23 protein-coding genes and 1 pseudogene are annotated in these 23,486 nt (G+C 72.4%); 14 read left to right on the forward strand and 10 right to left on the reverse strand.

Annotated elements, in window-relative coordinates:
- The first annotated feature begins 201 nt into the window (after positions 1-201).
- On the forward strand, positions 202-1,020 hold the full coding sequence (locus ACGFMK_RS25640) for an LLM class flavin-dependent oxidoreductase (RefSeq protein WP_392767972.1): 819 nt from the start codon (positions 202-204) through the stop codon (positions 1,018-1,020).
- On the opposite strand, the gene ACGFMK_RS25645 is transcribed toward ACGFMK_RS25640, so the two are convergent.
- Positions 974-1,918 (reverse strand): threonine/serine dehydratase, encoded by a 945-nt coding sequence (locus ACGFMK_RS25645; protein WP_392767975.1) that lies wholly within the window; start codon positions 1,916-1,918, stop codon positions 974-976. The two genes, ACGFMK_RS25640 and ACGFMK_RS25645, sit on opposite strands and share 47 nt — an antisense overlap.
- 84 nt (positions 1,919-2,002) lie before the next feature.
- Between ACGFMK_RS25645 and ACGFMK_RS25650 the strand changes: the two genes are divergently transcribed.
- Entirely contained in the window at positions 2,003-2,902 is a 900-nt protein-coding gene (locus ACGFMK_RS25650; RefSeq protein ID WP_392767978.1) for a LysR family transcriptional regulator, read from the forward strand.
- A 1-nt stretch (position 2,903) separates the two neighbouring features.
- On the opposite strand, the gene ACGFMK_RS25655 is transcribed toward ACGFMK_RS25650, so the two are convergent.
- Entirely contained in the window at positions 2,904-3,911 is a 1,008-nt protein-coding gene (locus tag ACGFMK_RS25655; RefSeq protein WP_392767981.1) for an aldo/keto reductase, read from the reverse strand.
- Positions 3,912-4,037: 126 nt separating this feature from the next.
- Between ACGFMK_RS25655 and ACGFMK_RS25660 the strand changes: the two genes are divergently transcribed.
- The gene (locus ACGFMK_RS25660) at positions 4,038-4,886 is read left to right on the forward strand and encodes a helix-turn-helix transcriptional regulator (RefSeq protein WP_392767982.1); all 849 of its coding nucleotides are present in this window, start codon (positions 4,038-4,040) and stop codon (positions 4,884-4,886) included.
- A 1-nt stretch (position 4,887) separates the two neighbouring features.
- Here ACGFMK_RS25660 and ACGFMK_RS25665 read toward each other — a convergent pair whose 3' ends face one another.
- Entirely contained in the window at positions 4,888-5,811 is a 924-nt protein-coding gene (locus tag ACGFMK_RS25665; RefSeq protein WP_392767985.1) for a LysR family transcriptional regulator, read from the reverse strand.
- Between the two features lie 73 nt (positions 5,812-5,884).
- On the opposite strand from ACGFMK_RS25665, the gene ACGFMK_RS25670 reads away from it, so the two are divergent.
- The 4 genes from ACGFMK_RS25670 to ACGFMK_RS25685 all read left to right on the forward strand — a co-directional run bounded on the left by ACGFMK_RS25670 (position 5,885) and on the right by ACGFMK_RS25685 (position 10,177).
- On the forward strand, positions 5,885-6,802 hold the full coding sequence (locus ACGFMK_RS25670; RefSeq protein WP_392767987.1) for a DMT family transporter: 918 nt from the start codon (positions 5,885-5,887) through the stop codon (positions 6,800-6,802).
- A gap of 10 nt (positions 6,803-6,812) precedes the next feature.
- Positions 6,813-7,709 carry an NAD(P)H-binding protein gene (locus ACGFMK_RS25675; RefSeq protein ID WP_392767990.1) on the forward strand — a complete coding sequence of 299 codons (897 nt, stop codon included), beginning with the start codon at positions 6,813-6,815 and terminating at the stop codon, positions 7,707-7,709.
- Between the two features lie 20 nt (positions 7,710-7,729).
- Positions 7,730-8,323: a CPBP family intramembrane glutamic endopeptidase gene (locus ACGFMK_RS25680; protein ID WP_392767993.1), complete on the forward strand. Its 594-nt coding sequence runs from the start codon at positions 7,730-7,732 to the stop codon at positions 8,321-8,323.
- 69 nt (positions 8,324-8,392) lie between these two features.
- Positions 8,393-10,177 carry a glycoside hydrolase family 76 protein gene (locus ACGFMK_RS25685; protein WP_392767996.1) on the forward strand — a complete coding sequence of 595 codons (1,785 nt, stop codon included), beginning with the start codon at positions 8,393-8,395 and terminating at the stop codon, positions 10,175-10,177.
- A 37-nt stretch (positions 10,178-10,214) separates the two neighbouring features.
- Here ACGFMK_RS25685 and ACGFMK_RS25690 read toward each other — a convergent pair whose 3' ends face one another.
- Positions 10,215-11,414, reverse strand: coding sequence for a carbohydrate-binding protein (locus ACGFMK_RS25690; RefSeq protein WP_392767999.1), 1,200 nt, complete (start codon positions 11,412-11,414; stop codon positions 10,215-10,217).
- A 145-nt stretch (positions 11,415-11,559) separates the two neighbouring features.
- On the opposite strand from ACGFMK_RS25690, the gene ACGFMK_RS25695 reads away from it, so the two are divergent.
- Positions 11,560-12,177, forward strand: coding sequence for a precorrin-3B C(17)-methyltransferase (locus tag ACGFMK_RS25695; RefSeq protein ID WP_392768001.1), 618 nt, complete (start codon positions 11,560-11,562; stop codon positions 12,175-12,177).
- A gap of 4 nt (positions 12,178-12,181) precedes the next feature.
- Here ACGFMK_RS25695 and ACGFMK_RS25700 read toward each other — a convergent pair whose 3' ends face one another.
- Both ACGFMK_RS25700 and ACGFMK_RS25705 read right to left on the reverse strand, forming a co-directional pair.
- Entirely contained in the window at positions 12,182-12,946 is a 765-nt protein-coding gene (locus tag ACGFMK_RS25700) for a hypothetical protein (RefSeq protein WP_392768003.1), read from the reverse strand.
- A gap of 10 nt (positions 12,947-12,956) precedes the next feature.
- A complete protein-coding gene (locus ACGFMK_RS25705) occupies positions 12,957-13,436 on the reverse strand; it encodes a MarR family winged helix-turn-helix transcriptional regulator (RefSeq protein WP_392768006.1) in 480 nt (159 codons plus the stop codon).
- 82 nt (positions 13,437-13,518) lie between these two features.
- Between ACGFMK_RS25705 and ACGFMK_RS25710 the strand changes: the two genes are divergently transcribed.
- Positions 13,519-14,160: an FMN-dependent NADH-azoreductase gene (locus ACGFMK_RS25710; RefSeq protein ID WP_392768009.1), complete on the forward strand. Its 642-nt coding sequence runs from the start codon at positions 13,519-13,521 to the stop codon at positions 14,158-14,160.
- A 48-nt stretch (positions 14,161-14,208) separates the two neighbouring features.
- On the opposite strand, the gene ACGFMK_RS25715 is transcribed toward ACGFMK_RS25710, so the two are convergent.
- Positions 14,209-14,922: a M24 family metallopeptidase gene (locus ACGFMK_RS25715; protein ID WP_392768011.1), complete on the reverse strand. Its 714-nt coding sequence runs from the start codon at positions 14,920-14,922 to the stop codon at positions 14,209-14,211.
- A gap of 190 nt (positions 14,923-15,112) precedes the next feature.
- Here ACGFMK_RS25715 and ACGFMK_RS25720 point away from each other — a divergent pair, with 190 nt between their 5' ends.
- From ACGFMK_RS25720 to ACGFMK_RS25735, 4 genes are all read left to right on the forward strand, one after another.
- Positions 15,113-15,322 (forward strand): TOBE domain-containing protein, encoded by a 210-nt coding sequence (locus tag ACGFMK_RS25720; RefSeq protein WP_326951012.1) that lies wholly within the window; start codon positions 15,113-15,115, stop codon positions 15,320-15,322.
- Positions 15,323-15,403: 81 nt separating this feature from the next.
- Entirely contained in the window at positions 15,404-15,910 is a 507-nt protein-coding gene (locus tag ACGFMK_RS25725) for an ATP-binding protein (RefSeq protein ID WP_392768014.1), read from the forward strand.
- 41 nt (positions 15,911-15,951) lie between these two features.
- The gene (locus ACGFMK_RS25730) at positions 15,952-16,917 is read left to right on the forward strand and encodes a GlxA family transcriptional regulator (protein ID WP_392768017.1); all 966 of its coding nucleotides are present in this window, start codon (positions 15,952-15,954) and stop codon (positions 16,915-16,917) included.
- A 64-nt stretch (positions 16,918-16,981) separates the two neighbouring features.
- Positions 16,982-17,608, forward strand: a complete 627-nt coding sequence (locus ACGFMK_RS25735; RefSeq protein WP_392768019.1) for a response regulator — start codon at positions 16,982-16,984, stop codon at positions 17,606-17,608.
- On the opposite strand, the gene ACGFMK_RS25740 is transcribed toward ACGFMK_RS25735, so the two are convergent.
- Positions 17,589-21,002: an indolepyruvate ferredoxin oxidoreductase family protein gene (locus ACGFMK_RS25740; RefSeq protein WP_392768022.1), complete on the reverse strand. Its 3,414-nt coding sequence runs from the start codon at positions 21,000-21,002 to the stop codon at positions 17,589-17,591. The genes ACGFMK_RS25735 and ACGFMK_RS25740 overlap by 20 nt on opposite strands.
- Before the next feature lie 179 nt (positions 21,003-21,181).
- Between ACGFMK_RS25740 and ACGFMK_RS25745 the strand changes: the two genes are divergently transcribed.
- A complete protein-coding gene (locus tag ACGFMK_RS25745; RefSeq protein WP_323326141.1) occupies positions 21,182-21,628 on the forward strand; it encodes an Lrp/AsnC family transcriptional regulator in 447 nt (148 codons plus the stop codon).
- Positions 21,629-21,879: 251 nt separating this feature from the next.
- On the opposite strand, the pseudogene ACGFMK_RS25750 reads toward ACGFMK_RS25745, so the two are convergent.
- Together ACGFMK_RS25750 and ACGFMK_RS25755 are read right to left on the reverse strand one after the other, a co-directional pair.
- Positions 21,880-23,079, reverse strand: a pseudogene (locus ACGFMK_RS25750) (DUF222 domain-containing protein); the annotation flags it as partial.
- 49 nt (positions 23,080-23,128) lie between these two features.
- A complete protein-coding gene (locus tag ACGFMK_RS25755; RefSeq protein ID WP_392768025.1) occupies positions 23,129-23,392 on the reverse strand; it encodes a hypothetical protein in 264 nt (87 codons plus the stop codon).
- Between the last annotated feature and the right edge of the window lie 94 nt (positions 23,393-23,486).

Genomic DNA, 23,486 nt, shown 5'->3' on the forward strand with positions numbered 1-23,486 from the left:
TGGGCTGTTCGTGGTAGCCAGCGATGCTCTCGCACCATCTGCAATTCCACCTTTCATCGAGGTGGTGTTGCAACGACCCCATGACTCCGAGCCACCTTGAGGGACTCAGAGTCCCTCAAGGTGGCCTTCACGGAAGGTCGTGGTGGCACGGCGGGGCCGACCGGTGGTTGGATCGGAGGCAAGGGAAACAGGGGTGATCCGATGTCCGAGAAGGCGTTCCGGTTCGGTGTGGTCGCGGCGGCCCAGGAGGGTGGCGCGAAGTGGCGGGAAACCGCGCGCCGCGCCGAAGAGCTGGGGTATTCGACGCTGCTCTCGCCGGACAACCTGAACCTGCCGACCCCGACGGCGTCGCTCGCCACGGCGGCCGCGGTCACCACGACCCTGCGCGTCGGCTCGTTCGTGCTGGCCAGCCCGCTGCGCACGGCGCGCGCGGCGGCCTGGGAGGCGCACAGCCTGACGGTCATGACCGACGGCCGGTTCGAGCTGGGCCTCGGCACCGGCCTGCCGTCGATGCGGCAGCAGGCCGAAGAGCTGGGCCTGCCCTACGGCAACGGCCAGGAGCGGCTCGACTCGATCTCCGAGACCATCGACCACGTCCGCCGGCTCGACGGTGACGCGCACACGCCGGTGATGCTCGCCGCGGGCGGGCCCAAGGCGCGCCGGCTCGGCGCCGCGAAGGCCGACATCATCACGCTGGCCGGCGGGGTGCTGACCACCCGCGACGAGTTCAAGGCGCAGGTCGAGGAGATCCGGACCGCCGCGGACGGCCGGGACCTCGAGCTGGCCCTGAACGTCTTCGTCGTCGGCGAGGTCGTCCCGCCGTGGATCCGCGGGTTCATCGGCGTCGACGCCGAAACGCTCATCGAGCACGACTCGCTGACGATGCTCCGCGGCAGCGTCGACGACATGGCCGCGGAGCTGGAACGCCGTCGCGACGAACTCGGCGTGTCCTACGTCAGCGTCAACAGCGCCTTCATCGAGGAGTTCGCGCCGCTGGTGGAGCGCTTGACGGGGAAGTGAGCGTCGCGGGGTCGGTGTTGGCGCCGCAGAGCAGGACGGCGACGCGCTCGCCGGGCGCGGGCACGTAGGCGCCGCCGAGCAGCGCGGCGTAGGCCGTCGCCCCGCCCGCTTCGACGGCGAGGCGGTAGCGGTCCCACAGCGTCGCCCGGGCCTCGGCGATCGCGGCGTCCTCGACCAGGACCGAGCCCGCGTTCGTACGGGTGGCGACCGCGAAGGCGATGTCACCGAGCCGGGACGCGCCGAGCGAGTCGGCGGCCGGTCCGGACACCTCGACCTGGACCGGCTCGCCCGCGGCCAGGGCCGAGTGCAGCGTCGGGATCGTGCGCGGCTCGACGCCGACCACGCGCGCCCGGCCCTCGACCGCCGCGGCGATGCCCGCCAGGAGCCCGCCGCCGCCGACCGCGACCAGGATCGTGTCGAGCCCGTCCACCTGGTCCAGCAGTTCGAGCCCGACGGTGCCCTGCCCGGCGCAGATCTCCGGCTGGTCGTAGGCGTGGCAGAACAGGGCGCCGCTGTCGGCGGCGTGCTTCACGGCCGCGTCGTAGGCGTCGGCGTACTTGTCGCCGACGAGTTCGACGGCCGCGCCGAACGCGTGCAGCTTCGCCACCTTCACCGCGGGAGCGGTGGCCGGGACGAAAACCCTTGCGGCCACGCCGAATTCGCGGGCGGCGTAGGCCACGGCGAGGCCCGCGTTGCCCCCGGACGCGGCCGCGACCCCGGCCCCCGACAGCTCACCCGCGGCGATGATCCGGTTGAACGCGCCGCGGGCCTTGAACGACCCGGTGTGCTGCAGGTGCTCGAGCTTGAACCACACGCCGTCGTCGGAGAAGACGGGGGTCCGGCGGACCCGGCCCCGGATCCTCGTGGCGGCGCGTTCGACGTCCGAAGTGCTGATCATGGCCCCAGCATGCGCGCGGCCGGACGTAAGCACCAGCGACGTCTCCTATGCTGCCATCAGCAACGCTTACGGCTGGAGGCCCCCGTGCTCGACGCCCATCGCCTGGCCCTGCTCGCCGAGGTCGCGCACGCGGGGTCCATCGCCGGTGCGGCGCAACGGCTTTCGTTCACGCCGTCCGCCGTTTCGCAGCAGCTGGCCAAGCTCGAACGCGACGTCGGCGCGCGCCTGCTGCACCGCAACCCGCGCGGGGTGACGCTCACCGCCGTCGGCGAAGGGCTGCTCACGCACGCCGAAACCATCGTCGGGGAGCTGCGGACCGCCGAGCGGACCGTGCGGGCCCTGCTCGGCGAGGAGCCGGCGCAGCTGACCGTCGGCACGTTCGCCAGCGCGGGCGCGACCCTCGTGCCGCCCGCGCTCGCCGGGTTCCGCGAGGCGCACCCCGCCGTCGCGCTGCGCCTGCTCGACCTGGAGCCGCCCGACGGGTACGGCCTGGTCAGCTCCCGTGAGCTGGACCTGCTCATCACCCACCGCTACCCCGGGGCGCCGCTGCCCGACCCGCGCGGCCTCGAGCGGACGCTGCTGCGTTCGGAGCGGTTCCGGCTGATCCTGCCGGAAGGGCATCCGAAGGCCCGGGTCCGCCGCCTCACCCTGCGCGGGCTCGCGGGGGAGGACTGGATCTCGGGCAGTCCCGGTGTGCCCAACCGGGTCTGCCTCGAGCAGCTCGCGGACGCGGCCGGGGTGACGCTGCGCGTCGCCCACGAATCCCGTGACTACCAGGTGATCCTGGCGCTGGTCGAGGCCGGGCTGGGGATCGCGTTCGTGCCCGAGAGCGTGCTGGAGCGCGCCGGCCGCGCGCGGATCGAGGTCCGCGACGCGGCCGACGCCCAGCCGGCCCGCGACGTCTTCCTGGTGCACCACAAGCGCCCGGGCCGGCTGGTGACGGAGATGGCGGACCGGCTGCGGGCCGGAACTCGACAGGCCTGACTCACCGCCGCCGCAGCCGCGGGTCCTCGATGGCGGGCGCCGCCGCCTTGTAGTTGTCGTGCCGGTTGACCTCGGTACCGGGCGGCACGATCGCGTCGATCCGGTCCAGCACGTCACCGGGCAGCGGACCGGACGCGGCCAGCAGGTCGTCGAGCTGCTCCGGGGTGCGCGGGCCGATCAGCACCGACGTCACGGCCGGGTGGCTCAGCACGAACCGCAGCGCGAGGTGGGCGAGCGGCAGGCCCGCTTCGGCGGCGACCTTCCGCAGCTGCTCGACCGTCTCGGCGCGCACGCGGTTCTCCGGGATCGAGAGGTCGAACACCTCGGGCATCATGCCCGCGCGGTGACTGCGTCCGGGGTCGCGGTCGGTCAGCCAGCCGCTGGACAGCGGCCCGTAGGTCAGCACGCCCATGCCGTGGCGCTGGGCCGTCGGCAGGACGTCGTTCTCGATGATGCGGGTGAGCATCGAGTACCGCGGCTGCTCGGTGCGGAACCGGTGGTGCCCGCCGCGCCGGGCGGCCCACTGCGCCTCGACCATCAGCTCGGCCGGGAACGTCGACGAGCCGATCGCGCGCACCTTGCCCGCGCGGACGAGCTCGGACAGGGCGCCGAGCGTCTCGTCGATGTCGGTGCGGTGGTCCGGCCGGTGCATCTGGTAGAGGTCGATGTGGTCGGTGCCGAGCCGCTGCAGGCTGGCTTCGACGGCCAGCTTGATCCACCGCGGGGAGCCGCCCGCCTGGTTGGCGTCCTGGCCCATCGGCATGGAGAACTTCGTGGCGAGCACGACGTCGTCGCGGCGGCCCTTGAGCGCTTCGCCGACGATCACCTCCGACTCGCCGTGGGAGTAGACGTCGGCGGTGTCGACGAAGTTGATCCCGGCGTCCAGCGCCGCGTGGATCATCCGCACCGACTCGGCGCGGTCGGTGTTGCCCATGGCGCCCAGCATCATGGCGCCGAAGGCGAAGCGGCTGACGGAGATGCCGGTGCCGCCCAGGATTTCGCGTTCCATCTCGTTCTTCCTTCTCGGTGACGTGCCTCCAGGTAACCCCCGCCGGGCGGCCGGGTGGGAGGACCGGTCCCACCGGGGGTCCAGCAGACCCCCGCACGCGCGCCGCGGCCGCCCTACGCTGGAGGGATGAGCGAAGGCAACGCGGAACTGCGGGACTTCCTGCGGGCCCGCCGCGCCCGGGTGACGCCCGCGGACGCCGGTCTGGTGCCGGAACCCGGGGCCCGGCGGGTCCCGGGGCTGCGGCGGGAAGAGGTCGCGCGGCTGGCCGGGGTGAGCGTCGACTACTACGTCCGGCTCGAACGCGGGCGGAACCTGAACGTCTCGGAGTCGGTGCTGGACGCGATCGCGCGGGCGCTGCAGCTGGACGAGACCGAGCGGCGGCACCTGGTCGCGTTGGCCAAGCCGAGCCGACGCCGGCCGCGGGCGCTCGCACCCGAGCGCGTCCGGCCGGGGCTGCAGCGGATCCTCGACACCCTGACCGAGGTCCCGGCGATCGTCACCGGCCGCCGCCTGGACCTCCTGGCCGCCAACCCGCTGGCCAAGGCGCTCTACCGCGACTTCGACGCGGTGCCCCCGCGCGAGCGCAACATGGCCCGGTTCGTCTTCCTGGACCCGCTGGCCCGCGAGCTGTACGCGGATTGGGAGTCGTCGGCCCGCAGCGTGGTGGCGACACTGCACCTGTACGCGGGCCGCAATCCCCACGACCCGAAGCTGGCCGAGCTGATCGGCGAGCTGTCGGTGCGGGACCACGACTTCCGCCGCTGGTGGGCCGACCACGACGTCTACCAGCGCACCCACGGCACGAAGCACTACCGGCACCCGGTGGTGGGCGACTTGATCCTGGGCTACGAGGCGCTGGCGCCGACGGGCGACCAGGACCAGGTATTGGGAGTGCACACGGTGGAGCCGGGGTCACCGTCGGAGGAACGGCTGCGGCTGCTGGCCAGCTGGGCCGCGGAGCCGGCGACACCCTGACTCAGTTTGCCGGCCGCATCGCGCTCTCGAAGCGGGCCGACGCCTCGCGCAGCGCGTCCAGGCACGCCCGGACCGCGCCGTGGTCCTCCTCGCCCGTTCGGCAGATCGCGTGGATCGTGCGGGTCAGGGCCGGCCGGGTGGTCAGGATGCGGACGCCGTCCGGCAGCCGCTCGCGGGCCAGGCGGGGGACCAGCGCCGCGCCCACGTTGCCCGCCACCAGGGCCAGCTGGGTCGGGTAACCGCCCACCGTGCAGCTGATGCGCGGCTCCAGCCGCTGCTTGCGCAGCACCTGCACCAGCCAGTCGTAGCACCCGGAGCCGGCCGTCCAGCCGATCCACGGCAGGTCGTCCACTTCGGACAGATCGACGGTCTTGCGGTGCGCCAGTCGGTGCCCGGCCGGCAGGGCGAGGTCCGCGACGTCGGAGAACAGCTCGATCCGGGTCGTCGACGGCGGGATGACCGTCGGGCGGTCCGCCCAGCTCTCGAGCACCGCGACGTCGAGGTCGCCGGCCAGCACCCGGGGCATCGTCTGCTCGGCCTCACCCTCGTGCAGCGTCACCGCCAGCCGCGGGTGCTGCGCGGCCAGGGTGGCCAGCGCCGGGGGCAGCAGGGCGTGCACGGTCGTCGGGATCGCGCCGATCCGCAGCGGCCCGATGACGTCCTCGCGCAGCAGCTCCAGGTCGGTCTTCGCCGCGGCGACCTGCGCGAGGATCCGCTCGGCGTGCCCGGCCAGCACCGCACCCGCCTTCGTCAGCCGGACGCCGCGGCCGCGTGGCTCCAGCAGCGGCTGCCCGGCCTCCTTCTCCAGCTTCGCCAGCTGCTGCGAGACGCCCGAGGGCGTGACGTGCAGGGACGCGGCCGCCGCGGCGACCGAGCCCTGGGTGGCGACGGCGTGCAGCGCGCGCATCCGCTCGAGTCCGAACACGGTAGCGATCCTACCGAATTACCCGCAGAAACATTCGCTTGTCCTTGACAGTCGGCGCGCTCACGCTGGAGGCGTGACCCTGACTGCCACCCAGCCGACGTTCACCCAGCGCATCGACCCGCGCCTGCTCGCCGCGCTCGGCAGCTTCTGCATCTCGCTGTCGTCGGTCTTCATCAAGGTCTCGCACACCAGCGGCGCCACCAGCGCGTTCTGGCGCTGCCTGCTGTCGCTGCCGGTCCTGTTCGCGCTGGCCTGGTGGGAGCGGCGCAAGGCGGGCCCCGCGACGCGGCGCCGGGTGCTGTTCCCGCTGCTGGCCGGCGCCGGGCTCGGCCTGGACTTCGTGCTCTGGGGCGAGGCGATCCCGCGTGTCGGCGCCGGCATCGCGACCGTGCTGCTGGCGGTGCAGGTGGTCATCGTGCCCGTGCTGGCGTTCGCGTTCCTCGCGGAACGGCCGTCGAAGCGGTTCCTCGTGGCCGCGCCGGTGCTGCTCGGCGGGGTCGTGCTGGCCGGCGGCTTCGCCGGGACCGGCGCGTTCGGGCCCGACCCGGTCACCGGCGCCGTCGCCGCGCTCGTCGCCGGTGCCGGGTACGCCGTCTACCTCTTCCTGATCCGGCTCAGCGGCGGCGCCGGGACGCAGTCGCACTCCCTGCTGCTGGCGACGCTCTCCGCGGGCACGGTCGCCCTGGTGCTCGGCCTCCCGTCCGGCACGCTCGACCTGGCACCGGGCTGGCCCGCGTTCGGCTGGCTCATCGCGCTCGCCCTGGTCGGCCAGCTGACCGGATGGCTGCTCATCTCCGCCGCGCTGCCCCGGATGCCGGCCACCGCCGGGGCGACGCTGATGCTGCTGCAGCCGGTCGGCGCGGTCCTGCTGGGCATCGGCCTGCTGGGCGAGACGCCCGCCGTCCTGCAGCTCGTGGGCTGCGCCGGTGTGCTCGCCGCCGTCTGCTTCGCCGGGACCCGGCGACCTGCGGACCGGCGCGGTCCGGGCTAGCGTCACGAGCATGCGAGTACTGGTAGCTGGAGCTTCGGGCTTCGTCGGCAGCAGGTTGTGCCCGGCCCTGGAGCAAGCGGGGCACGACGTGCTCGCGATGACCCGCCGTCCCGACGGCTACGAGGGGGCCGGGAAACCCGTGCGCGCCGACGTCGCCGACGTCGGCTCCCTGCGTGACGCGCTCAAGGGCGCCGACGCCGCCTACTACCTGGTCCACTCGCTCGACAGCTCGGACTTCAAGCGCCGCGACGCCGAAGCGGCGCGCGCCTTCGCCCGCGCCGCGGCCGACGCCGGGGTCGGCCGGATCGTCTACCTCGGCGGGCTCGGCGACGACGACGATTCCCTGTCGGAGCACCTGGCCAGCCGCCGTGAGGTCGAAGAGCTGCTCGGCGAAACCGGCGTGCCGGTCACCGTGCTGCGTGCCGGGATCGTGATCGGCCACGGCGGCACGTCGTGGGAGCTGACCCGCCAGCTCGTCGAGCACCTGCCGGCGATGATCACCCCGCGCTGGGTCGCCACCCGCACCCAGCCGATCGCGATCGCCGACGTCGTCCGCTACCTGGTCGGCGTGCTCGACCACGCGGAGGCCGAGGGCCGCGCGTTCGACATCGGCGGCCCGGACGTGCTGGCCTACCGGGAAATGCTGCAGCGCGTCGCGGCGATCGAAGGCCGGCCGCTGGTGATCGTGCCGGTCCCGCTGCTGTCGCCGCGGCTCTCGTCGTACTGGCTCTCCCTGGTCACCGACATCGACGTGCAGACCGGGCGCTCGCTGATCGACTCGATGACGAACGAGGTCGTCGTCCGCGACGACAGCATCCGCCGGATCGTCGAGTTCGAGCCGATGGACTACGACGAAGCCGTGGCGCAGGCCCTCAAGGAGCGCGCGCAGAGCCGGCGGGCCGGGTGAAGGGGCGGTTCCTGACAGCGGTGACGGCCGCCGGGACCGCGTTGCTCGGCGCGTCACTGGCCAGCCCGCCCGCGTCCAAGCGGTTCTACGGCCTCACCGCCGGGGTCGCCACGACCTGGCTGGCCGGAGCCCGCGCGGCCGGGCCGGTCCGCCGGGGCCGCCGTGACGTCGCGGGGCCGGTGCTGGCCGGGGCGGGCGCGTTCGGCGTGTTCTACGGCTGTGCGCTGGTTTCGCGGCACATCCCGCCGCTGCGCCGCGCGATCGCCGGGGTGCTGGACTACGCCCACCGCGGGTCGACGACGTCGGTGGTCGTGACGACGCTCGTCACGGGCGCGGCCGAGGAGGTCTTCTTCCGCGGCCCGCTGTACGACGCGCTGGGCACCCGCCGCTCGACCGCGGTGTACGTGCTGTCGACGTGCGCGACCCGCAACCCCGCGCTGGTACTGGCGTCGGCGGTGATGGGGACGGTGTTCGCGTGGCAGCGCGGACGGTCGGGCGGGGTCCAGGCGCCGGTGCTGACGCACGTGGTCTGGTCCTCGCTGATGCTGGCGGTCATGCCGCGGCTGTTCGAATCCCCGTCGGCCGATGTCCGGAACGAGCCAGAACCGCGCTGAATCCTTTTCTCCCGCCGCCGGATTTCCTATCCTGAAAAGAAAAAACCCGGTGCGTGGAGAGGGATGTCGATGCGGACATTGCTCGTGCTCCTGCTCGTCCTCGGTGCCCTGTCACCCCTCGCACCACGGCCCGCCGCGGCGGCCACCACGGTGTGCGTGACCTCCTGCGACACACTGGATCCTTCGCGAGCCGCGCGAGAGAGCTTTCCCTTGCCCGACAAGGTGATCAACGGCCGGGTCGTGCGCCTGCACGCCTCCGACCCCGACGGCATGGCCTGGGCGAGCATCGACAACGGCGTGGCCGGCGACGCCGTCTGGCTCGACCGGTCCTGGGACGGCGGCGCGAGCTGGGAAGGCCTGCTGGGCAAGGCCACCATCCCCGGTTCGTGGACCGGCACCCGCACGCTGATGTACAACCTCACCGATCCGGCGCACCACCGCCGCGGCCTGGTCCGGGCCTGCGGGGACGCGCAGGGGGTCGCCTGCACCGCGTGGATCTACCCGGACGTCTGCGACGCGGCGTGCGACCGCAGCGCCCCGGGCACCGGGGACGCCCAGCCGGTCGCGCCGACGACGTTGTACGGCCGCACGATCCGGCTCCACTTCGACGGCCGCGGCATGGCGTGGGCCGGGATCGAGGCGGGCGGAGCAGGCGACGAGATCTGGCTCGACCGCTCCTGGGACGCCGGGGCGAGCTGGCCGGACGGTTCGTCGCTGGGCCGCACGAGCGTCGCGTCGGGCGCGACCGGTACGCACACCACGGCGTTCGCCACGCGCGACCCGCGCGGCCGGCTGTACGGCGGCGCCGTGCGCGCGTGCGGCCGCGAAGCCACGCACGCCTCGGGCAGCTGCACGGCCTGGGCGCGCCCGGCGACGACCCGGGCCGCCGGCGCGGTCGACGCGCTGATGTGGTCCTACGAGCCCTACACCGCGTGGTGGCCGTCGAGCTGGTGGAACTCGGCCGTCGCCGTGACGGCCGTCGCGGACGCGGGCGGCTTCGACGCCGCCATGGCCCGCACCCTGGACGTCAACCGGGCCGCTTTCCCCGCCGGGGGACGCAGTTCCGACCCGATCGACGGTGACTTCGTCAGCCGCGCCATCGACGACAGCGCGTGGTGGGGGCTGGCCTGGGTCGCCGTCTACGACCGCACCCACGACGCGCGTTACCTCACCGAAGCGACGACGATCGCCAACTACGTCAACGGGTTCTGGGACACGAGCACGTGCGGCGGCGGGGTGTGGTGGAACCGCGAGCGCACGTACAAGAACGCCGTCACGAGCGGGTTGTACCTGCGCCTGACCGCCTCCCTGCACACGCGGATCGCCGGCGACACGGTGTGGGGCCAGCGGGCCCGGACCGCGGGTGACTGGTACCTGAACAGCGGGCTGATCAACGGTTCCGGCCTGGTCAACGACGGCCTGACGTCGTCGTGCGCGAACAACGGCCAGACCGTCTGGACGTACAACCAGGGCCTCGGCATCGGCGGGCTCGTGGAACTCTGGCGGGCCACCGGCGTCACGTCCTATTTGGACGCCGCGCGCCGGCTGGCCGACGCGGCGGTGTCCCGGCTCACCTCGAACGGCGTGCTCGTCGAGTCCTGCGACGCCGCGAACTCCTGTGACGACAACCAAAAGCAGTTCAAGGGGATCTTCATGCGCTACTTCGGCGACCTCGCGAACGCCACGGGCTCGTCGACGTACCGTGCCTTCGCGCAGAAGCAGGCCGACACGCTGTGGGCGAGCGATCGCGACTCGCTCAACCGGATCGGCGAGCGCTGGGCGGGAGGTACGCCGAACACGACGGACTGGCGGACCCAGGCGTCCGGGCTGGAAGCGGTGCTTGCCGCGGGGTAGGCCGGGCCGTCCGGTCCCGGGGACGGCCCGGCCTGGCTCAGCAGTGGCCGAGGTCGGCCCATTGCGCGGTGAGGCCGGGCTCGGAGCCCTGCGTCCACCAGTTCGCCTGCCAGAGGTGGTTGTTGTGCTTGACCCGCTGACCGCCGAGGTAGACGGTGCCCCAGTCCCACTCCGCCGCGCTCGAGCAGTTCGCCGGCTGGGTCGGCGTGGTCGGGGTCGTCGGCGTGGTGGGTGTCGTCGGGGTGGTGGGCGTGGTCGTCGGCGGCGGGCTGGTCGGCGTGGTGCAGCCGCCGGAGCCGACCGTGTCGACGTGCGCGGTGCCCGCGCCGCGGTAGGTCGCGGCCTGGGCGATCGCAGCCGACGGCGCGACGACCTGGTTGCCCGCGTAGTAGGTCCAGTCCACCTGCTCGGTGTAGGTGCTGGTGCCGCTCGTGTGGCCGGCCGTGTCGATGAACCACATGTTGTAGTTGATCGACATCGGCGTGCGCGGGTAGACCGGGTCGCCCTGGGCGTCGGTGGTGTGGTCCGCGGTGAGCACGCCGTCGAGGTAGTACTTCACGTGCCCGCCGGAGACCTGCGTGACGATGTCGTGCCAGCCGTCGAAGCTGCGGTTCTGCGAGGTCGAGGTGCGCAGGCCGTCCCAGGTCGGGTTGTTCCAGTAGGTGTACCAGGACGTCTGGTAGTTCGCGGTCGAGCCGCCCCAGCCGCCGTTGGGCAGGTACTCGGAGAAGTCGAGCTCGCTGTAGAGCGGGTCGCGGTCGTACCGCAGCGGCGAGATCGTGAAGTAGGTTTCGTTGACGTGGTCGCCGTCCGTGCCACTGGTGGGCGTGTCGGTGAACTTGACCCGGCTGGCGTAGGTGCCTTCCTGGAACCGCAGCTGGTTCTGGTACATCTCGGCGTGGGTGGTGCCGTTCGCGCTGCCGTCGGTGGACGCGTTGAGCTGCGCCACCTTTTCCCCGTTCACCGTGGGGAAACTGATGTTGCTCGTCAGCCAGCGCGCACCGGGCACGCCGGGGCTGCCGACGTCGTTGCGGGTGGTCCAGCCGGCCGCGCCGAAGGCGGAGTCGGTGGGGGAGGCGTAGTGGAAGTCGTCGAACAGGACGCCGCAGGCTGCGGCGGTGGTGGCGGGGGCGGCGGCCGGGCTGGCGTCGGCGCCGTGGGCGAGCACGAGCGCGGCCGCCGTGGCCGTCGCGGCGGCGAGCGCGGCGGCGGTCTTGGCCGGTTTGCGGGGGGACATGGTGGTGTCTCTCCTCTCGGGGGAGGTACCTCGAAGAGCGGACAGATTGGTCTAGACGAATTGGCCTCAGTAGCGTGAGGCTTACCATTGGTAATGTCAAGGATTTACCAGTGGTAAGTTCCCGATCCGGCGCCAGGACGACACAATGACAGCCGTGCGGATCTTCGCGGCGCTGGCCGTCCTCCTCGCTGTCGCCGGGTGTTCGGCGCAGGTGCCCGGCACGGCTCAGCCGTCGGGAACCGGCTTCGTCGTCAAGGACGGGACGCAGCTGCGTTTCCGGCCGGTGCTGGCGGAGCTGCCGCCTTCGCCGCCGACCGGCTCGGCGCCGGACCGGCAGAGCGCCGATCCGGCCGCGCAACAGACCGCCGTGGCCGCGCTCGACTGCGCCCAGGGAAGCCCGGACCCGCTGGGAGGCCGGGACGACCCGGCGCTGCCGCTCGTCAGCTGCGACCGCGCGAAGGGCACGAAGTACGTGCTGGGCCCGGCGTTCCTGACCGGCGCCGACGTCGGCTGGGTCGACGCCCGGCTCGATCCGCAGACCGGGAGAGCGGTCATCGGGCTCCGGTTCACCACGGCGGGCACCAGGACGTGGGCCGATTGGACGGGCGGGAACGTCGGCAAGCAGGTGGCGATGGTGCTCCAGAGCCGCGTGCTGACGGCACCGGCCGTCCAGTCCGCGATCACCGGCGGCGAAACGCAGATCTCGGGAGAGTTCACCGTGCCCGAAGCACGCCAACTGGCCCACGACATCGCCGGCGGCTAGGGACTCAGGGAAGCCGGACCGCTTCGATCTCGAGGTCGCTCACCAGCGCGTCGATCAGGAGCGGGGAGCCGGCGACCTTGGTGGCCCACAGGTCGTAGTCGGTGCAGAGGCACCACGAGCGGTCCTCGGCCCAGAGGTTGGCCGGGCTGAAGCCGGTTTCGGGGTCGTCGTACAGGATCCCGGCGTCGCCGAGGTTTCCCGCCCGCACGGGGAGCTTCTCGAACTCGGTGGTTTCGAGCGTCAGCGGGCTGTAGTAGGCCAGGCAGCGGGTTTCCGGGCCCGCGTGACTGTGCTCGGTGAGGATGCCGATCAGCCGCGTCCAGGTCTCGCGGTCCAGGCTCCCCTCGGTGGGCGGAACGATGCCGAGCGGCCAGCTGCCGTCCTTCTTGGCCGAGGGGAAGCATCGGTGCGAGGGCAGCAGGCCGTCCGGGACGACGGGATCGCCCGTGCGCCGGGCGAGCTCAGCCCAGCGCAGCCGCCGCCACCCGGGGCCGGGGTGCCCGGCGCGGCCCAGTCCGCCCCCGGTCACCGTGCTCACGGCTTCGAGGTCGACACCGTTGACGGTGTGGGGCCGGACACTTCCGTCCGCGATACGGGCCTGGCGGTATTCGTGGACGGACATCTCGGCCGGCCCGTCCTCGTGCTCGTACATCGCGTTGAGCACCCAGGCCGCGTCCGGCATCGGCGGCGGCATGAACCCGGTCAGGCCGTCGCCGCAGATTTCCCGTAACCAGTCCGTCGCGCCGGACTCCGCGAGCGGCCACCGCATCGGCTGAGCCTCAGCAGCCGGGGCGGGTCACCGCTGCCGTGCAGGCTTCCGCGTTCGTCGTGTTCGTGACCTGCTGCAGCAGCGTGTAGAGCGTCTCGCGCTGGTCTTCGTCCAGGTCGCGGAACACCTCGTCCTCGACCGCGGCGAGCGCGAACTCCGCTCGTGCCAGCAGCTTCGCGCCGACGTCGGTCAGTTCGACGATGTGCCGCCGGCGGTCGGCCGGCGAGCGGCGGCGCTCGATCAGGTTCTCCGCCTCGAGCTCGTTGAGCAGCCCGACGACGTTCGTGCCGTCGATCTCCAGGATCTTCGCCAGGTCCTGCTGCGAGCTGCCGCCGTGGTCGCGCAGCACGGTCAGGGCGATCAGGTGCCGCGGCCGCAACCCCAGCGGGGTCAGCACCGACTCGCTGCGCAGCCGCAGCCGGCGCGCGAGGTGGTCGAGCAGCGCGCCGCAGCGGTGGGGCGGCTGGTTGACGACCGGCAGCGAGGTCATGCGCCCAGTATATGGGCGACTCGATGATCGATGTGCTATTAATGGTTTGTCTAACACCAACGATCTATGGACGGCAAACAACATGGCGCATCTCCTGCACATCGACTCGAGCATCACCGGCGAGGCTTCGGTGAGCCGCAGGCTCAGCGCGCGGGCCGCGGCCGCGTGGCGGGCCGCCCACCCCGACGGCACGGTGACCTACCGCGACCTGGGGGAACACCCGCTGCCGCACCTCGACGCGGCGAGCGGGACGGCCCGCGCGGTGCCGCCGGAGCAGCACACGCCCGCGCAGGCGGCGTCGTGGGCGCTCACGCGGGAGCTCGTCGGCGAGATCCAGGCGGCCGACACCGTGCTGCTGGGCCTGCCGCTCTACAACTTCGGCCCGCCGAGCAGCGTCAAGACGTGGGTCGACCACCTCATCGCCCCCGGGCTCTCGGTCGACCACGCGACGATGTCCGGCCTGCTCGGCGGCCGGGAGCTCATCGTGCTGGCCAGCCGCGGCGGCGGGTACGGCGAAGGCACGCCCCGCGCCGGCTGGGACCACGCCGAGGCGTGGCTGCCGCACGGCCTCTCGCTGACCGGCCTGGAGCCGCGGTTCATCACCGCCGAGCTGACGCTGGCGCACGTGAACCCGGCGATGGCGGAGCTCATCCCGCTGGCCGACGCCAGTCTCGCGACGGCCGAGCGCACCATCGACGAACTGTGGGCGACCGCGCGGGTCTGACGCGGCCGGTTTCTCCTCACCGGCGTCGGGGGCCGGTGAGGAGAACCGTTACGACGCGGCCGGGCCCAGGTCGAGCAGCTGCTCGAGGAAACCGCCGATCTCGCGTTCGCGGTCGACGAGGTGGACCTCCAGGATCCAGTGCGACGCCTGGCCGTTGCGGTCCGGGCGTCGCATCGGCTGGTCGCTGCCCGGCGCGATGTAGGACGCGATCCGGGCGCCGTCGATCGTCTCGTGCGGGAACTGGCCGACCAGGTGCCCGGCGATCTCGCCGCCGAACTCCCAGCCCGCCTCGTGCGCCAGCTGGACCATGTGCGCGTACAGCTGCTCGCCGGTGATGTCGGGCAGCGCGTCGAAGTACGCGCGCCCGGCGTCGAAGACCTTCGGCAGGGCGTCGCGCAGCGCGTGCTTGACCGGGTCGTCGCCCAGCACGAACGTGCGGCCGAAGTCGGCTTCCCAGTCCTCGAAGATCGGGCCGAAGTCGGCGAAGGCGATGTCGTCCTCGCCGAGCACGCGGTCCGGCGGGTTCTCGCGGTAGGGCCGCAGCGTGTTGACCCCGGCGCGGACGATCCGCTTGTGCCAGTAGCGGCGGATGCCCAGCAGGTCGCCGGCCAGGTCGCGGATCGCGTCGCTCGCCTCGGTCTCGCGCACGCCGGGCGCGAGGATCCCGCGCTCCTCGACCGCGGCGAACAGCTCGACCGCCTTCGCCTGCGCGTCCAGCAGCCGCTCGGCCCGCAGCGCTTCGTCCTCGACCAGCTCGCCCATGGCCCGACGGTAGCAAGTCACGCCGGATTCGCGGGTGCTCCTCGGCGCCTCCAGTCGCGGCGCAGCTGCGGTGATCCGGTCCGGCCCGCTGCCGCATCACCCGATCGTGCCGGGCTGCTTCCGGCGGCGTGACCTGCGAAAAGACCGTAGCCTGGCGCGGTTCGCACCCCCGGTACCGCAAAGGAACACCATGCGTCTCTCCACCCGCAACCAGCTCACCGGCACCGTTTCGGCCATCAAGCCGGGCGCCGTGATGTCCGTCGTGACCGTCGAGCTCGACGGCGGCCAGCAGGTCGTCGCGTCCATCACGAAGGACGCCACGGAGGAGCTGGAGCTGGCGCCCGGCAAGCCGGTGACCGTGCTTGTGAAGTCCACGGAGGTCATGCTCGGCGTCGAGTGACGTCCTCCTTACGGGTGGTTCCCGGACGGGTGGCATGATGCGTGACTCGAACAGTGGCACCCGGGCCGAGGAAGGTCAGGTTTGAGCGCGCACACCTCCCAGATGGACGATCTCCGGCTGGTCGCGCAGCCCAGCGCGCTGCCGGTGACGGACCTGTTCGTCCGGTTGATCCTCACGGACTGGTCGTTGAAGCCGATGCTCGATCAGGTCACCGCGACCGCGAGACGCCTGGTCGAGGCGGTCATCGACGCCGGCGATCCGAAGGCACCCCCGTTCGTCACGCTGCGGCTGCGGCTGAGCGCCGAGTACCTGCTGGTGGAGGTCGACGACAACCTCCCCCACCTGCCGGCGCCGCAGGCCCGGCCCGGCGAGCGCATCGGCGTCGACCCGGCACCGGGCGGCGGCCGCACCACCTGGTGCGAGCTGCCGCTGCCGGGCGGGATGACGGCGAAGCAGGTCCGCCTGCCGCGGCGGGGCGATCGCCGGACGCTGGTCGACGAGCCCGTCTCCGGTGACCCGGTGGCGGCCGACCCGCAGGTCCTGGAACGGCTGCTCACCCGGCTGAGCGGCTGGTCCGGCGAGGGCTGAGCCCGGGCTTTCCCGGACGGGGAGCCGGTGATACTGGACCGGTGAAAGCCCGTCCCGTCCTCGTCGTCCTCTACGACGGCGTCCGCCTCCTCGACGTCTCCGGTCCGCTGGAGGTGTTCGCCGAGGCCAACGAGCACGGCGGCCGCTACGAGCTGCGGACGGCGTCGCCCGGCGGCGCGGACGTCCGCGCGAACACCGGGACGCGCCTCGGCGCCGACCTGGACCTGGCGGCGGCGGACCCGCGCGGGGCGACGGTGCTGGTGCCCGGCGGCCCGGTGTGGGCCCGCACGATCGCCGACACCGAGCTGATCGCCCAGATCCGGCGCCTCGCCGACGGCGCGAACCGGACGGCCTCGGTGTGCGCGGGCGCGTTCGCCCTGGCCGCGGCGGGCGTGCTCGACGGCCGCCGCGCGACGACGCACTGGGACCTGCTCGACCAGCTCGCCCGCCGCTTCCCGCTGGTCCGCGTCGACGTCGACGCGATCTTCGTCAAGGACGGCCCGGTGATCACTTCGGCCGGGGTCACCTCCGGCATCGACCTGGCGCTCGCGCTGGTCGAGGAGGACCTCGGCCCGGACGTCGCGCGGCTGGTGGCCAAGCACCTGGTGGTGTTCCTGCAGCGGCCGGGCGGGCAGTCGCAGTTCAGCGTGCGGCTGGAGACGGGCCGGCCACGCCACGAAGTCCTGCGGGCGCTGCTGGACTCGGTCGCTGAGGACCCGTCGGCCCCGCACACCCTCGGTGACATGGCCGCCCGCGCGGGCGTGAGCGTCCGCCACCTGACGCGGCTGTTCCGCGAGGAGACCGGCCGCACGCCGGCCCGGTTCGTCGAGCAGATCCGCCTGGAGTTCGCCCAGCAGCAGCTGGAGGGCACCACCGACCCGCTGGACGTGATCGCCCGCCGGTCGGGCTTCGGTTCGGTGGAGACCCTGCGGCGGTCGTTCGCGCGTGGTCTGGGCGTGACGCCGAGCGACTACCGGGCGCGGTTCCGGACCACGGGCGTTTCCTGAACGTTTCCGCCTCACTGTCCGTGCTTTCCAGCAGGGGCGCAATCGACGTGAGGAGGACGCTGTCGTGCGGATCGTGATCGCCGAAGACGACGCACTGCTGAGAGAAGGGCTGGTGCTGCTCCTGGGCAGCGCCGGCTTCGACGTCGCGGCCGCCGTCGACCACCCCGACGACCTGCTCGCCGTGGTGGGGACGCAGGCGCCCGACCTGGCCGTCGTCGACGTGCGGCTGCCGCCCACGTTCACCGACGAAGGCCTGCGCGCCGCTCTCGAAGCGCGCCGCCGGGCACCGGGCCTGGCCATCCTCGCGCTCTCGGCCTTCGTCGAGGACGGTTACGCGGGCGACCTGCTGGCCGCGGGCGGCGGCGGGGCCGGCTACCTGCTCAAGGAGCGGGTCGGGAAGGCCGACGAGTTCCTCGACGCCCTCCAGCGCGTCGCCGCCGGCGGCACCGTGCTCGACCGGGACGTCGTGGCCCTGCAGCTGGCCCGGCGGCGGCCCGGTGACCCGGTCACCACGCTCACCGCCCGCGAACGCGAGGTCGTCGCGCTGCTCGCCGAGGGGCATTCGGTCCCGGCGATCGGGCGGCTGCTCGGCATCGGCACCGAAGCCGCGCGCCGGCACGCCGGGGACGTCAGCTCGAAACTGCGCGTCCCCGACGAAGCCCAGGCGATGCTCAGCTACCTGCGTGCGTGAGCGCCAGAACCTCGGCCTGCTTCGCGCGGTACCGCTCGACGTTCGCCAGCTTGACGTCCTCGTAGCCGCGCACCAGGTCCGGCAGCTCGGCCAGCGCGAGGACCTGCGCGAGGTCGACGTCCTCGGCCCGGAACGCCTGCACGACCACACTCCGGTAGTCCTCGACCAGCTCGCGCTCGACGCGGCGCACCTCGGCGCGGCCGAACGGGTCGAACTTCGTGCCGCGCAGCCGCCGCAGCGCGTGCAGCAGCCGGAACGCCGGGCGGAACCACGGGCCGAGGCTGATCTTGCGCTTCATGCCGAGCGCGCGCAGCACCGGCGGGTGCAGGCGGAAGGCGTACCGGGTGCCCGCACCGAACTGGTCCTCGAGCCCGGCCGTGAACGCCGGGTCGAGCGACAGCCGCGCGACCTCGTACTCGTCCTTGTACGCCATCAGCTTGTACAGGTGCTTCGCCACGGCCTCGGTGACCGCCGTCGGCCCGTCCTCCAGCACCCGCACCTGCTCGACGAACTCGGCGTACGCCCGCGCGTACGCCTCGTCCTGGTAGGCGACCAGGTCGGGGATCCGGATGTCGAGCAGCCGGGCCAGCTCCGACCCGGATTCCGCGTGCACCAGCGCGCGCACGGCCGGGGCCGCGGGCTTCGGCGCCGCGACCGGCGCCGGGGTGAGCGCGGCCTCCAGCGCGGCCGGGTCGGCGACGAGCTGACGGCCGCGGCGGAAGGCCTGCAGGTTCGCGGCCACCGCGGTGCCGTTCAGCTCGATCGCCCGCTCGATCGCCGCGACGGGCAGCCCGATCACGCCGGTCTGGAAGGCCGCGCCTAGCTGCAGGACGTTCGCGAACTGGTCGTCGTCGAAGAGCGTCTCGGCCAGGCCGCGCGCGTCCAGCGAGACCGTGCGCGCGGCCGCGGCCTCCAGGGGCGCGAGGACACTGCCGGGGCTGGGGAACGCCACCGTCGTGTCGACGACCATCCGGCCGGTCGGCACCTCGGTGGTGGACACGACCGCCGTCGTGCGCGCCGGGTCGGCGACCCCCAGGTTCACCGGGTCCGCGCCGACGAGCGCGTCGCAGGCCAGGTAGAGGTCGCACTCCGCGGTCGCGAGCTTCGGGGCCTGGGCGACCGGCTCCGCCGTCACCTTCAGGTCGGAGACGACCGCGCCGCCCTTCTGCGCCAGCCCGGTCTGGTCCAGCGTGCGGACGTGCCTGCCGTCGAGCACCGCCGCGGTCGCCAGGATCTGGGTGACCGTGACGACGCCGGTGCCGCCGATGCCGGTGATCCGCACGGTGAAGTCCTTCGCCGCCGCGACGGGCGCCGGAACGGCGTCGGCGGCCAGCTCGGCGAGCTCGCGGTGCGGCTTGCGGCCGGTCGGCACGACCGTCACGAACGACGGGCAGTCCCCGGCCAGGCAGGAGTAGTCGACGTTGCACGACGACTGGTGGATCGTGGTCTTGCGGCCGAACTCGGTGGCCACCGGTTGCACCGACAGGCAGTTCGACTTGGTGCCGCAGTCGCCGCAGCCCTCGCAGACGCGCTCGTTGATCACCACGCGCGTCGCGGGCGTCTCCTGCTTGCCACGGCGGCGTTTCCGCCGCTTCTCGGCCGCGCACTCCTGCTCGTGGATCAGCACGGTGACCCCGCGGACGGCGGCCAGTTCCTCCTGCGTGCGCAGGAGTTCGGTGCGGTCGCGGACCTCGACGCCGGCGGGCAGCTTCCGGCGGCGCAGCGCCCCGGGGGCGTCACTGGTGATCACGACCTGCTTCGCGCCTTCGACGAGCAGCAGCTCGGCGACCTTCTCGACCGGCAGCGCGCCGACGGCGTCCTGTCCGCCGGTCATCGCGACGGCCGAGTTGTAGAGGAGCTTGTAGGTGATGTTGACGCCGGCCGCGACGGCCGCGCGCACGGCGAGGCTGCCGGAGTGGGTGAAGGTGCCGTCACCGATGTTCTGCACGAAGTGCTCGGCCTCGACAAACGGCGCCATGCCGATCCACTGGGTGCCCTCGCCGCCCATCTGCGTCACGCCGAGGACGGTGCCGACCTGGTCGGGCTCCATGAACAGGGCCATCGTGTGGCAGCCGATGCCGCCGCCGACGAGTGTCCCTTCCGGCACCTTCGTGGACGAGTTGTGCGGGCAGCCCGAGCAGAAGTACGGCGTCCGCGCGAGCAGCGGCACGGAGATGCGCTCGCGGCGGCGGCGTCCGCGCCAGGCCTCGACCGAGGCGATCCCGTCCGGCAGCCGCCGGGCCAGGCCCGTGGCGACGACGTCGGGGTCCAGCTCGCCCAGCTCGGTGAACAGCGTCCGGCCGTCGGCGTCCTTCTTGCCGTGCACGGCGGGCGCGCCGGGGACGCCGTAGAGGACTTCCTTGAGCGCGGACTCGAGGAACGAGCGCTTCTCCTCGACGACGACGATCTCGTCGAGCCCCTCGGCGAACTCGCGGACGATCGACGGCTCGAGCGGGTGGATCGCGCCGAGCTTGAGGATCCGGATTCCGTGCTGCCCAAGGGTTTCCTCGGTCAGCCCGAGGATGCGCAGCGCCTGCTGGACGTCCAGGTAGGACTTCCCGGCCGAAACGATGCCGATCCGGTCGGCCGTCCCGCGCGCGGTGATCCGGTTGACGCCGCTCAGCCGCAGGTACTCGAGCGCCAGCGGCAGCCGCACGGTGAAGAGGCTGCGCTCCAGCGCGGCGAGGCTCGCGCCGAGCAGCTTCGACGTCGGCGCGTGCCGGTACGCCCGCTCGCCGAGGTCGGGTGCCGTCCACTGGGGATTCACCTGGGCGGTGCCGGACGCGTCGGCGACGTTCGCCACGACCTTCAGCGACGACCACAGGCCGCTGGCGCGGGACAGCTCGACCGCGTGCATCCCGAAGTCCAGGACGTCCTGCGAGTCGGCCGGGTACAGGATCGGGATGGCCAGGTCGGCCAGCGCCAGCTCGGAGGCGCACGGGACCGTCGAGGACTTGGCGTTCGGGTCGTCGCCGACCAGCGCGACCGCGCCGCCGCGCGGATCGGTGCCGGCCAGGTTGGCGTGGCGCAGGGCGTCGGAGGCGCGGTCGAGACCCGGCGCCTTGCCGTACCAGAACCCGGTGACACCGCGTTGCCCGCCGGCCCCCGCGACGAGCTGGCTGCCCATCACCGACGTCGCGGCCAGCTCCTCGTTGAGGCCGGGGCGGTGCACCACGTCGTGCTTGTCCAGCAGTGTCGCGCGGCGGCCCAGCTCGAGGTCGTACCCGGCCAGCGGCGACCCCTCGTAGCCGGAGACGAACACGGCGGGGTCGCCACCGTGGGCGCGGTCGTGGCGGACGCGGTCGAACAGCAGCCGCACCAGGGCCTGGACCCCGGTGAGGTGCACGGTCCCCGCCTCCCGCAGGTAGCGGTCCTCCAGCGTGAACGTCTCCACGACGCGGCTCCCTTCGCCCTCGCGCGGCTGTGCTCCGGCGCACAGTGCGGTGCGGGCCACAGCACACGCTAGCGACGTCCCACGCAACAGCCGCGGCGGGTTCACCCTTCGGTACGCAAACATCGGTGGTCATGATCGACGATTGGCCCGGTTTTTTGCGCGGAGTTACGCTCGCCCGCATGACCGAAGAGCTGCTCGACGCGACCGACCACGAGATCCTCGGGCTGCTGCGCGAGGACGCCCGGCGCACGCTGTCCGACATCGCCGGCCGGGTCACCCTGTCGACGGCGGCGGTCAAGCGCCGCATCGACCGCCTGCGCGAGACGGGCGTGATCACGGGGTTCACGGTCCAGGTCGACCACGCGAAGCTCGGCTGGGGCATCGAAGCGTTCACCGAGCTGCGGTTCGTCGGCAACACGAAGGTCGCCGAGATCCTCCGGACCACCACGCGGATGCCGGAGGCCCAGGCGGTGTTCACCATCGCGGGCGACCCGGACGCCCTGGTCTGGCTGCGCGTCCGCGACATGGCCCACCTGCAGACGACGATCGACGAGATCCGCCGGCACCACCAGGTCACCGGCACCAAGACGCTGATCGCACTGGAGTCCTGGTCCCGCGGCCACTGACGTCGCCGTCGCCCGGAGATCACGGTCGGCTGCCGGTGGGTGGCCGCGACGGCACCGTGGAGGTCCCAGGTGCCCTCGCCCCGTGTCCGTCCCGACGGCCGAGGCCCGCTGGGCGGTTGCTCCTCGTCCAAGCCGCCGTCGATGCGGGCCAAGCAGTAGTTGGTCGACGCGATTCGGAGGCGTGTGCGTGGGTGTGGGCCCGCAGCCTTTGGCCGCGGGCTTTTCCCTGGTCGGTTGGTCAGGCCGCGAACGGGCAACGGTTGGTGGAAGTTGTTGCGCCTGGGTTTTCGCTGTTTGTCCAGGAACACTGGTGGCCGGAACTCCGGTAGGCCGTCGGCGCGATGTGGACTTCCCAGCCCGACCGGTGCAGCAGCCGGTGATGATGGGCGCACAACAAGACCAAGTTCCCCAGATCCGTGGAACCGCCCTCGGCCCAGTGGCGGATGTGGTGACCCTGGCAATGCCGCGGCGGGCGATGGCAGCCCGGGAACGCACAGCCACCATCACGCAGGAACAACGCACGGCGCAGCCCCGCCGAGATCAGACGACAAAAGGCCCAGGTTCAGCGGTTCGCTTTTCTCGCCCAGTACCGCCGGGATGAGCATGCTGTCGCAGGCGTGGACTCGCGCTTCGGCCGCGGTCATCGTGCCCGTGTCACCAAGGGTGGCCTGGCCGACGCCGGACTTCAGGTCCGCCAGCGACACCGCGACCATCACGTGCGCTCGTTCACCGGCCTGCATCGGCAGGTCCGGGGAGTTCAACGCGAGATCGACAGCGTCGGAGAAGGCGTCGCCGTAGCGTTCCGGCAGGGATCGGAAGTCCGCGCCCTCGTCGCTGCTGCGACGCTCGGCCAGTGAGTCGAGCAAGGCGCCGGCACGGGTGCCGGTCTCCTCGTCGAATCGGCCGGTCAGCTCCCACACCCCGGATCTCTTGCGGCGCAACGACAGCTCACGGCTGAGGGTGGCCGGTTCGGCGGAGTCGGGGTCGACACCGTCGGGATCGAGGTGGGCCACGATCCGCGCACCCAATGCCGCAACCTGCTTGTGCCCAGCCCCCTCGGCGAAGGACAACAGACTCCGTTCAGCGTCATCACGATGCTCGGGCGCAAGCTGCGCCAGCACCTCGACAATGGTGTCGATCATCGGCGTGCTCAGCCGCCCGTCCAAGGCGGCGGCACCGGTGGCCGGAGCAACAGCGGGCGCCGGCCCACAATCAAGAGCACGCCCTGAGTTAAGGGCCCGCGCTCGTTTCACCACACGTTCGGCACCAGCCTTGGGAACATCAGCCAGCTGCTCGAACAACCGAGCAACAGACGGATATCCGAACAGTTCCATCACACCACGAGACTCGATCGCCACCAGCAGAGAACCGATCTCGGCCTCAGCAGACCGCACGACACCGAGCAGCGTGGAGCTGCGGTCGGCCAAGGCCACCGCATCCGCTTTCCGCACCGTTTCACTGTCCACACACCAAGATTACCGACTCTCGAACGCATGTTCATCACACGAACGGATGATTACGTTGAGGCCGCAGTTGCGGCACCCCGGACGAGCGTTCCCGGTCGAAGAAGAACTCCGGCCAGGCAAGGGAACCCGGCGGGTGGTTCGCCGGCAGCGTCGTGTCCCGCCAGACGTCGCTGACGTCCGGGACGTCGGCGCCCGCGATGCAGGCGTCCAGCAGCGGCTGGAGACGCGAGTTCCCGAACGCCACGGCGATGTCGTTCACCACGCCGGGACAGCGCGGGTCGCGGACGAGGTCGAACACCAGCGTCCGGGCTGGACCTCGCGACGATCGGATGGTCGGTGACCGCCGCGAGCAGAGCGGGTGCCGCGTCACGCCCGAGCCGTGTCAAGGGCGT

The sequence above is a fragment of the Amycolatopsis sp. NPDC049252 genome (assembly GCF_043197175.1).
Classification (GTDB): Bacteria; Actinomycetota; Actinomycetes; order Mycobacteriales; family Pseudonocardiaceae; genus Amycolatopsis.

What these genes read in the sequence shown, in the direction of transcription:
- ACGFMK_RS25640 (WP_392767972.1), top strand. Translation starts at nt 202, where the DNA reads ATGTCCGAGAAGGCGTTCCGGTTCGGTGTGGTCGCGGCGGCCCAGGAG.
- ACGFMK_RS25645 (WP_392767975.1), bottom strand. Translation starts at nt 1,918, where the DNA reads ATGATCAGCACTTCGGACGTCGAACGCGCCGCCACGAGGATCCGGGGC.
- ACGFMK_RS25655 (WP_392767981.1), bottom strand. Translation starts at nt 3,911, where the DNA reads ATGGAACGCGAAATCCTGGGCGGCACCGGCATCTCCGTCAGCCGCTTC.
- ACGFMK_RS25660 (WP_392767982.1), top strand. Translation starts at nt 4,038, where the DNA reads ATGAGCGAAGGCAACGCGGAACTGCGGGACTTCCTGCGGGCCCGCCGC.
- ACGFMK_RS25675 (WP_392767990.1), top strand. Translation starts at nt 6,813, where the DNA reads ATGCGAGTACTGGTAGCTGGAGCTTCGGGCTTCGTCGGCAGCAGGTTG.
- ACGFMK_RS25685 (WP_392767996.1), top strand. Translation starts at nt 8,393, where the DNA reads ATGCGGACATTGCTCGTGCTCCTGCTCGTCCTCGGTGCCCTGTCACCC.
- ACGFMK_RS25690 (WP_392767999.1), bottom strand. Translation starts at nt 11,414, where the DNA reads ATGTCCCCCCGCAAACCGGCCAAGACCGCCGCCGCGCTCGCCGCCGCG.
- ACGFMK_RS25695 (WP_392768001.1), top strand. Translation starts at nt 11,560, where the DNA reads ATGACAGCCGTGCGGATCTTCGCGGCGCTGGCCGTCCTCCTCGCTGTC.
- ACGFMK_RS25700 (WP_392768003.1), bottom strand. Translation starts at nt 12,946, where the DNA reads ATGCGGTGGCCGCTCGCGGAGTCCGGCGCGACGGACTGGTTACGGGAA.
- ACGFMK_RS25705 (WP_392768006.1), bottom strand. Translation starts at nt 13,436, where the DNA reads ATGACCTCGCTGCCGGTCGTCAACCAGCCGCCCCACCGCTGCGGCGCG.
- ACGFMK_RS25710 (WP_392768009.1), top strand. Translation starts at nt 13,519, where the DNA reads ATGGCGCATCTCCTGCACATCGACTCGAGCATCACCGGCGAGGCTTCG.
- ACGFMK_RS25715 (WP_392768011.1), bottom strand. Translation starts at nt 14,922, where the DNA reads ATGGGCGAGCTGGTCGAGGACGAAGCGCTGCGGGCCGAGCGGCTGCTG.
- ACGFMK_RS25720 (WP_326951012.1), top strand. Translation starts at nt 15,113, where the DNA reads ATGCGTCTCTCCACCCGCAACCAGCTCACCGGCACCGTTTCGGCCATC.
- ACGFMK_RS25745 (WP_323326141.1), top strand. Translation starts at nt 21,182, where the DNA reads ATGACCGAAGAGCTGCTCGACGCGACCGACCACGAGATCCTCGGGCTG.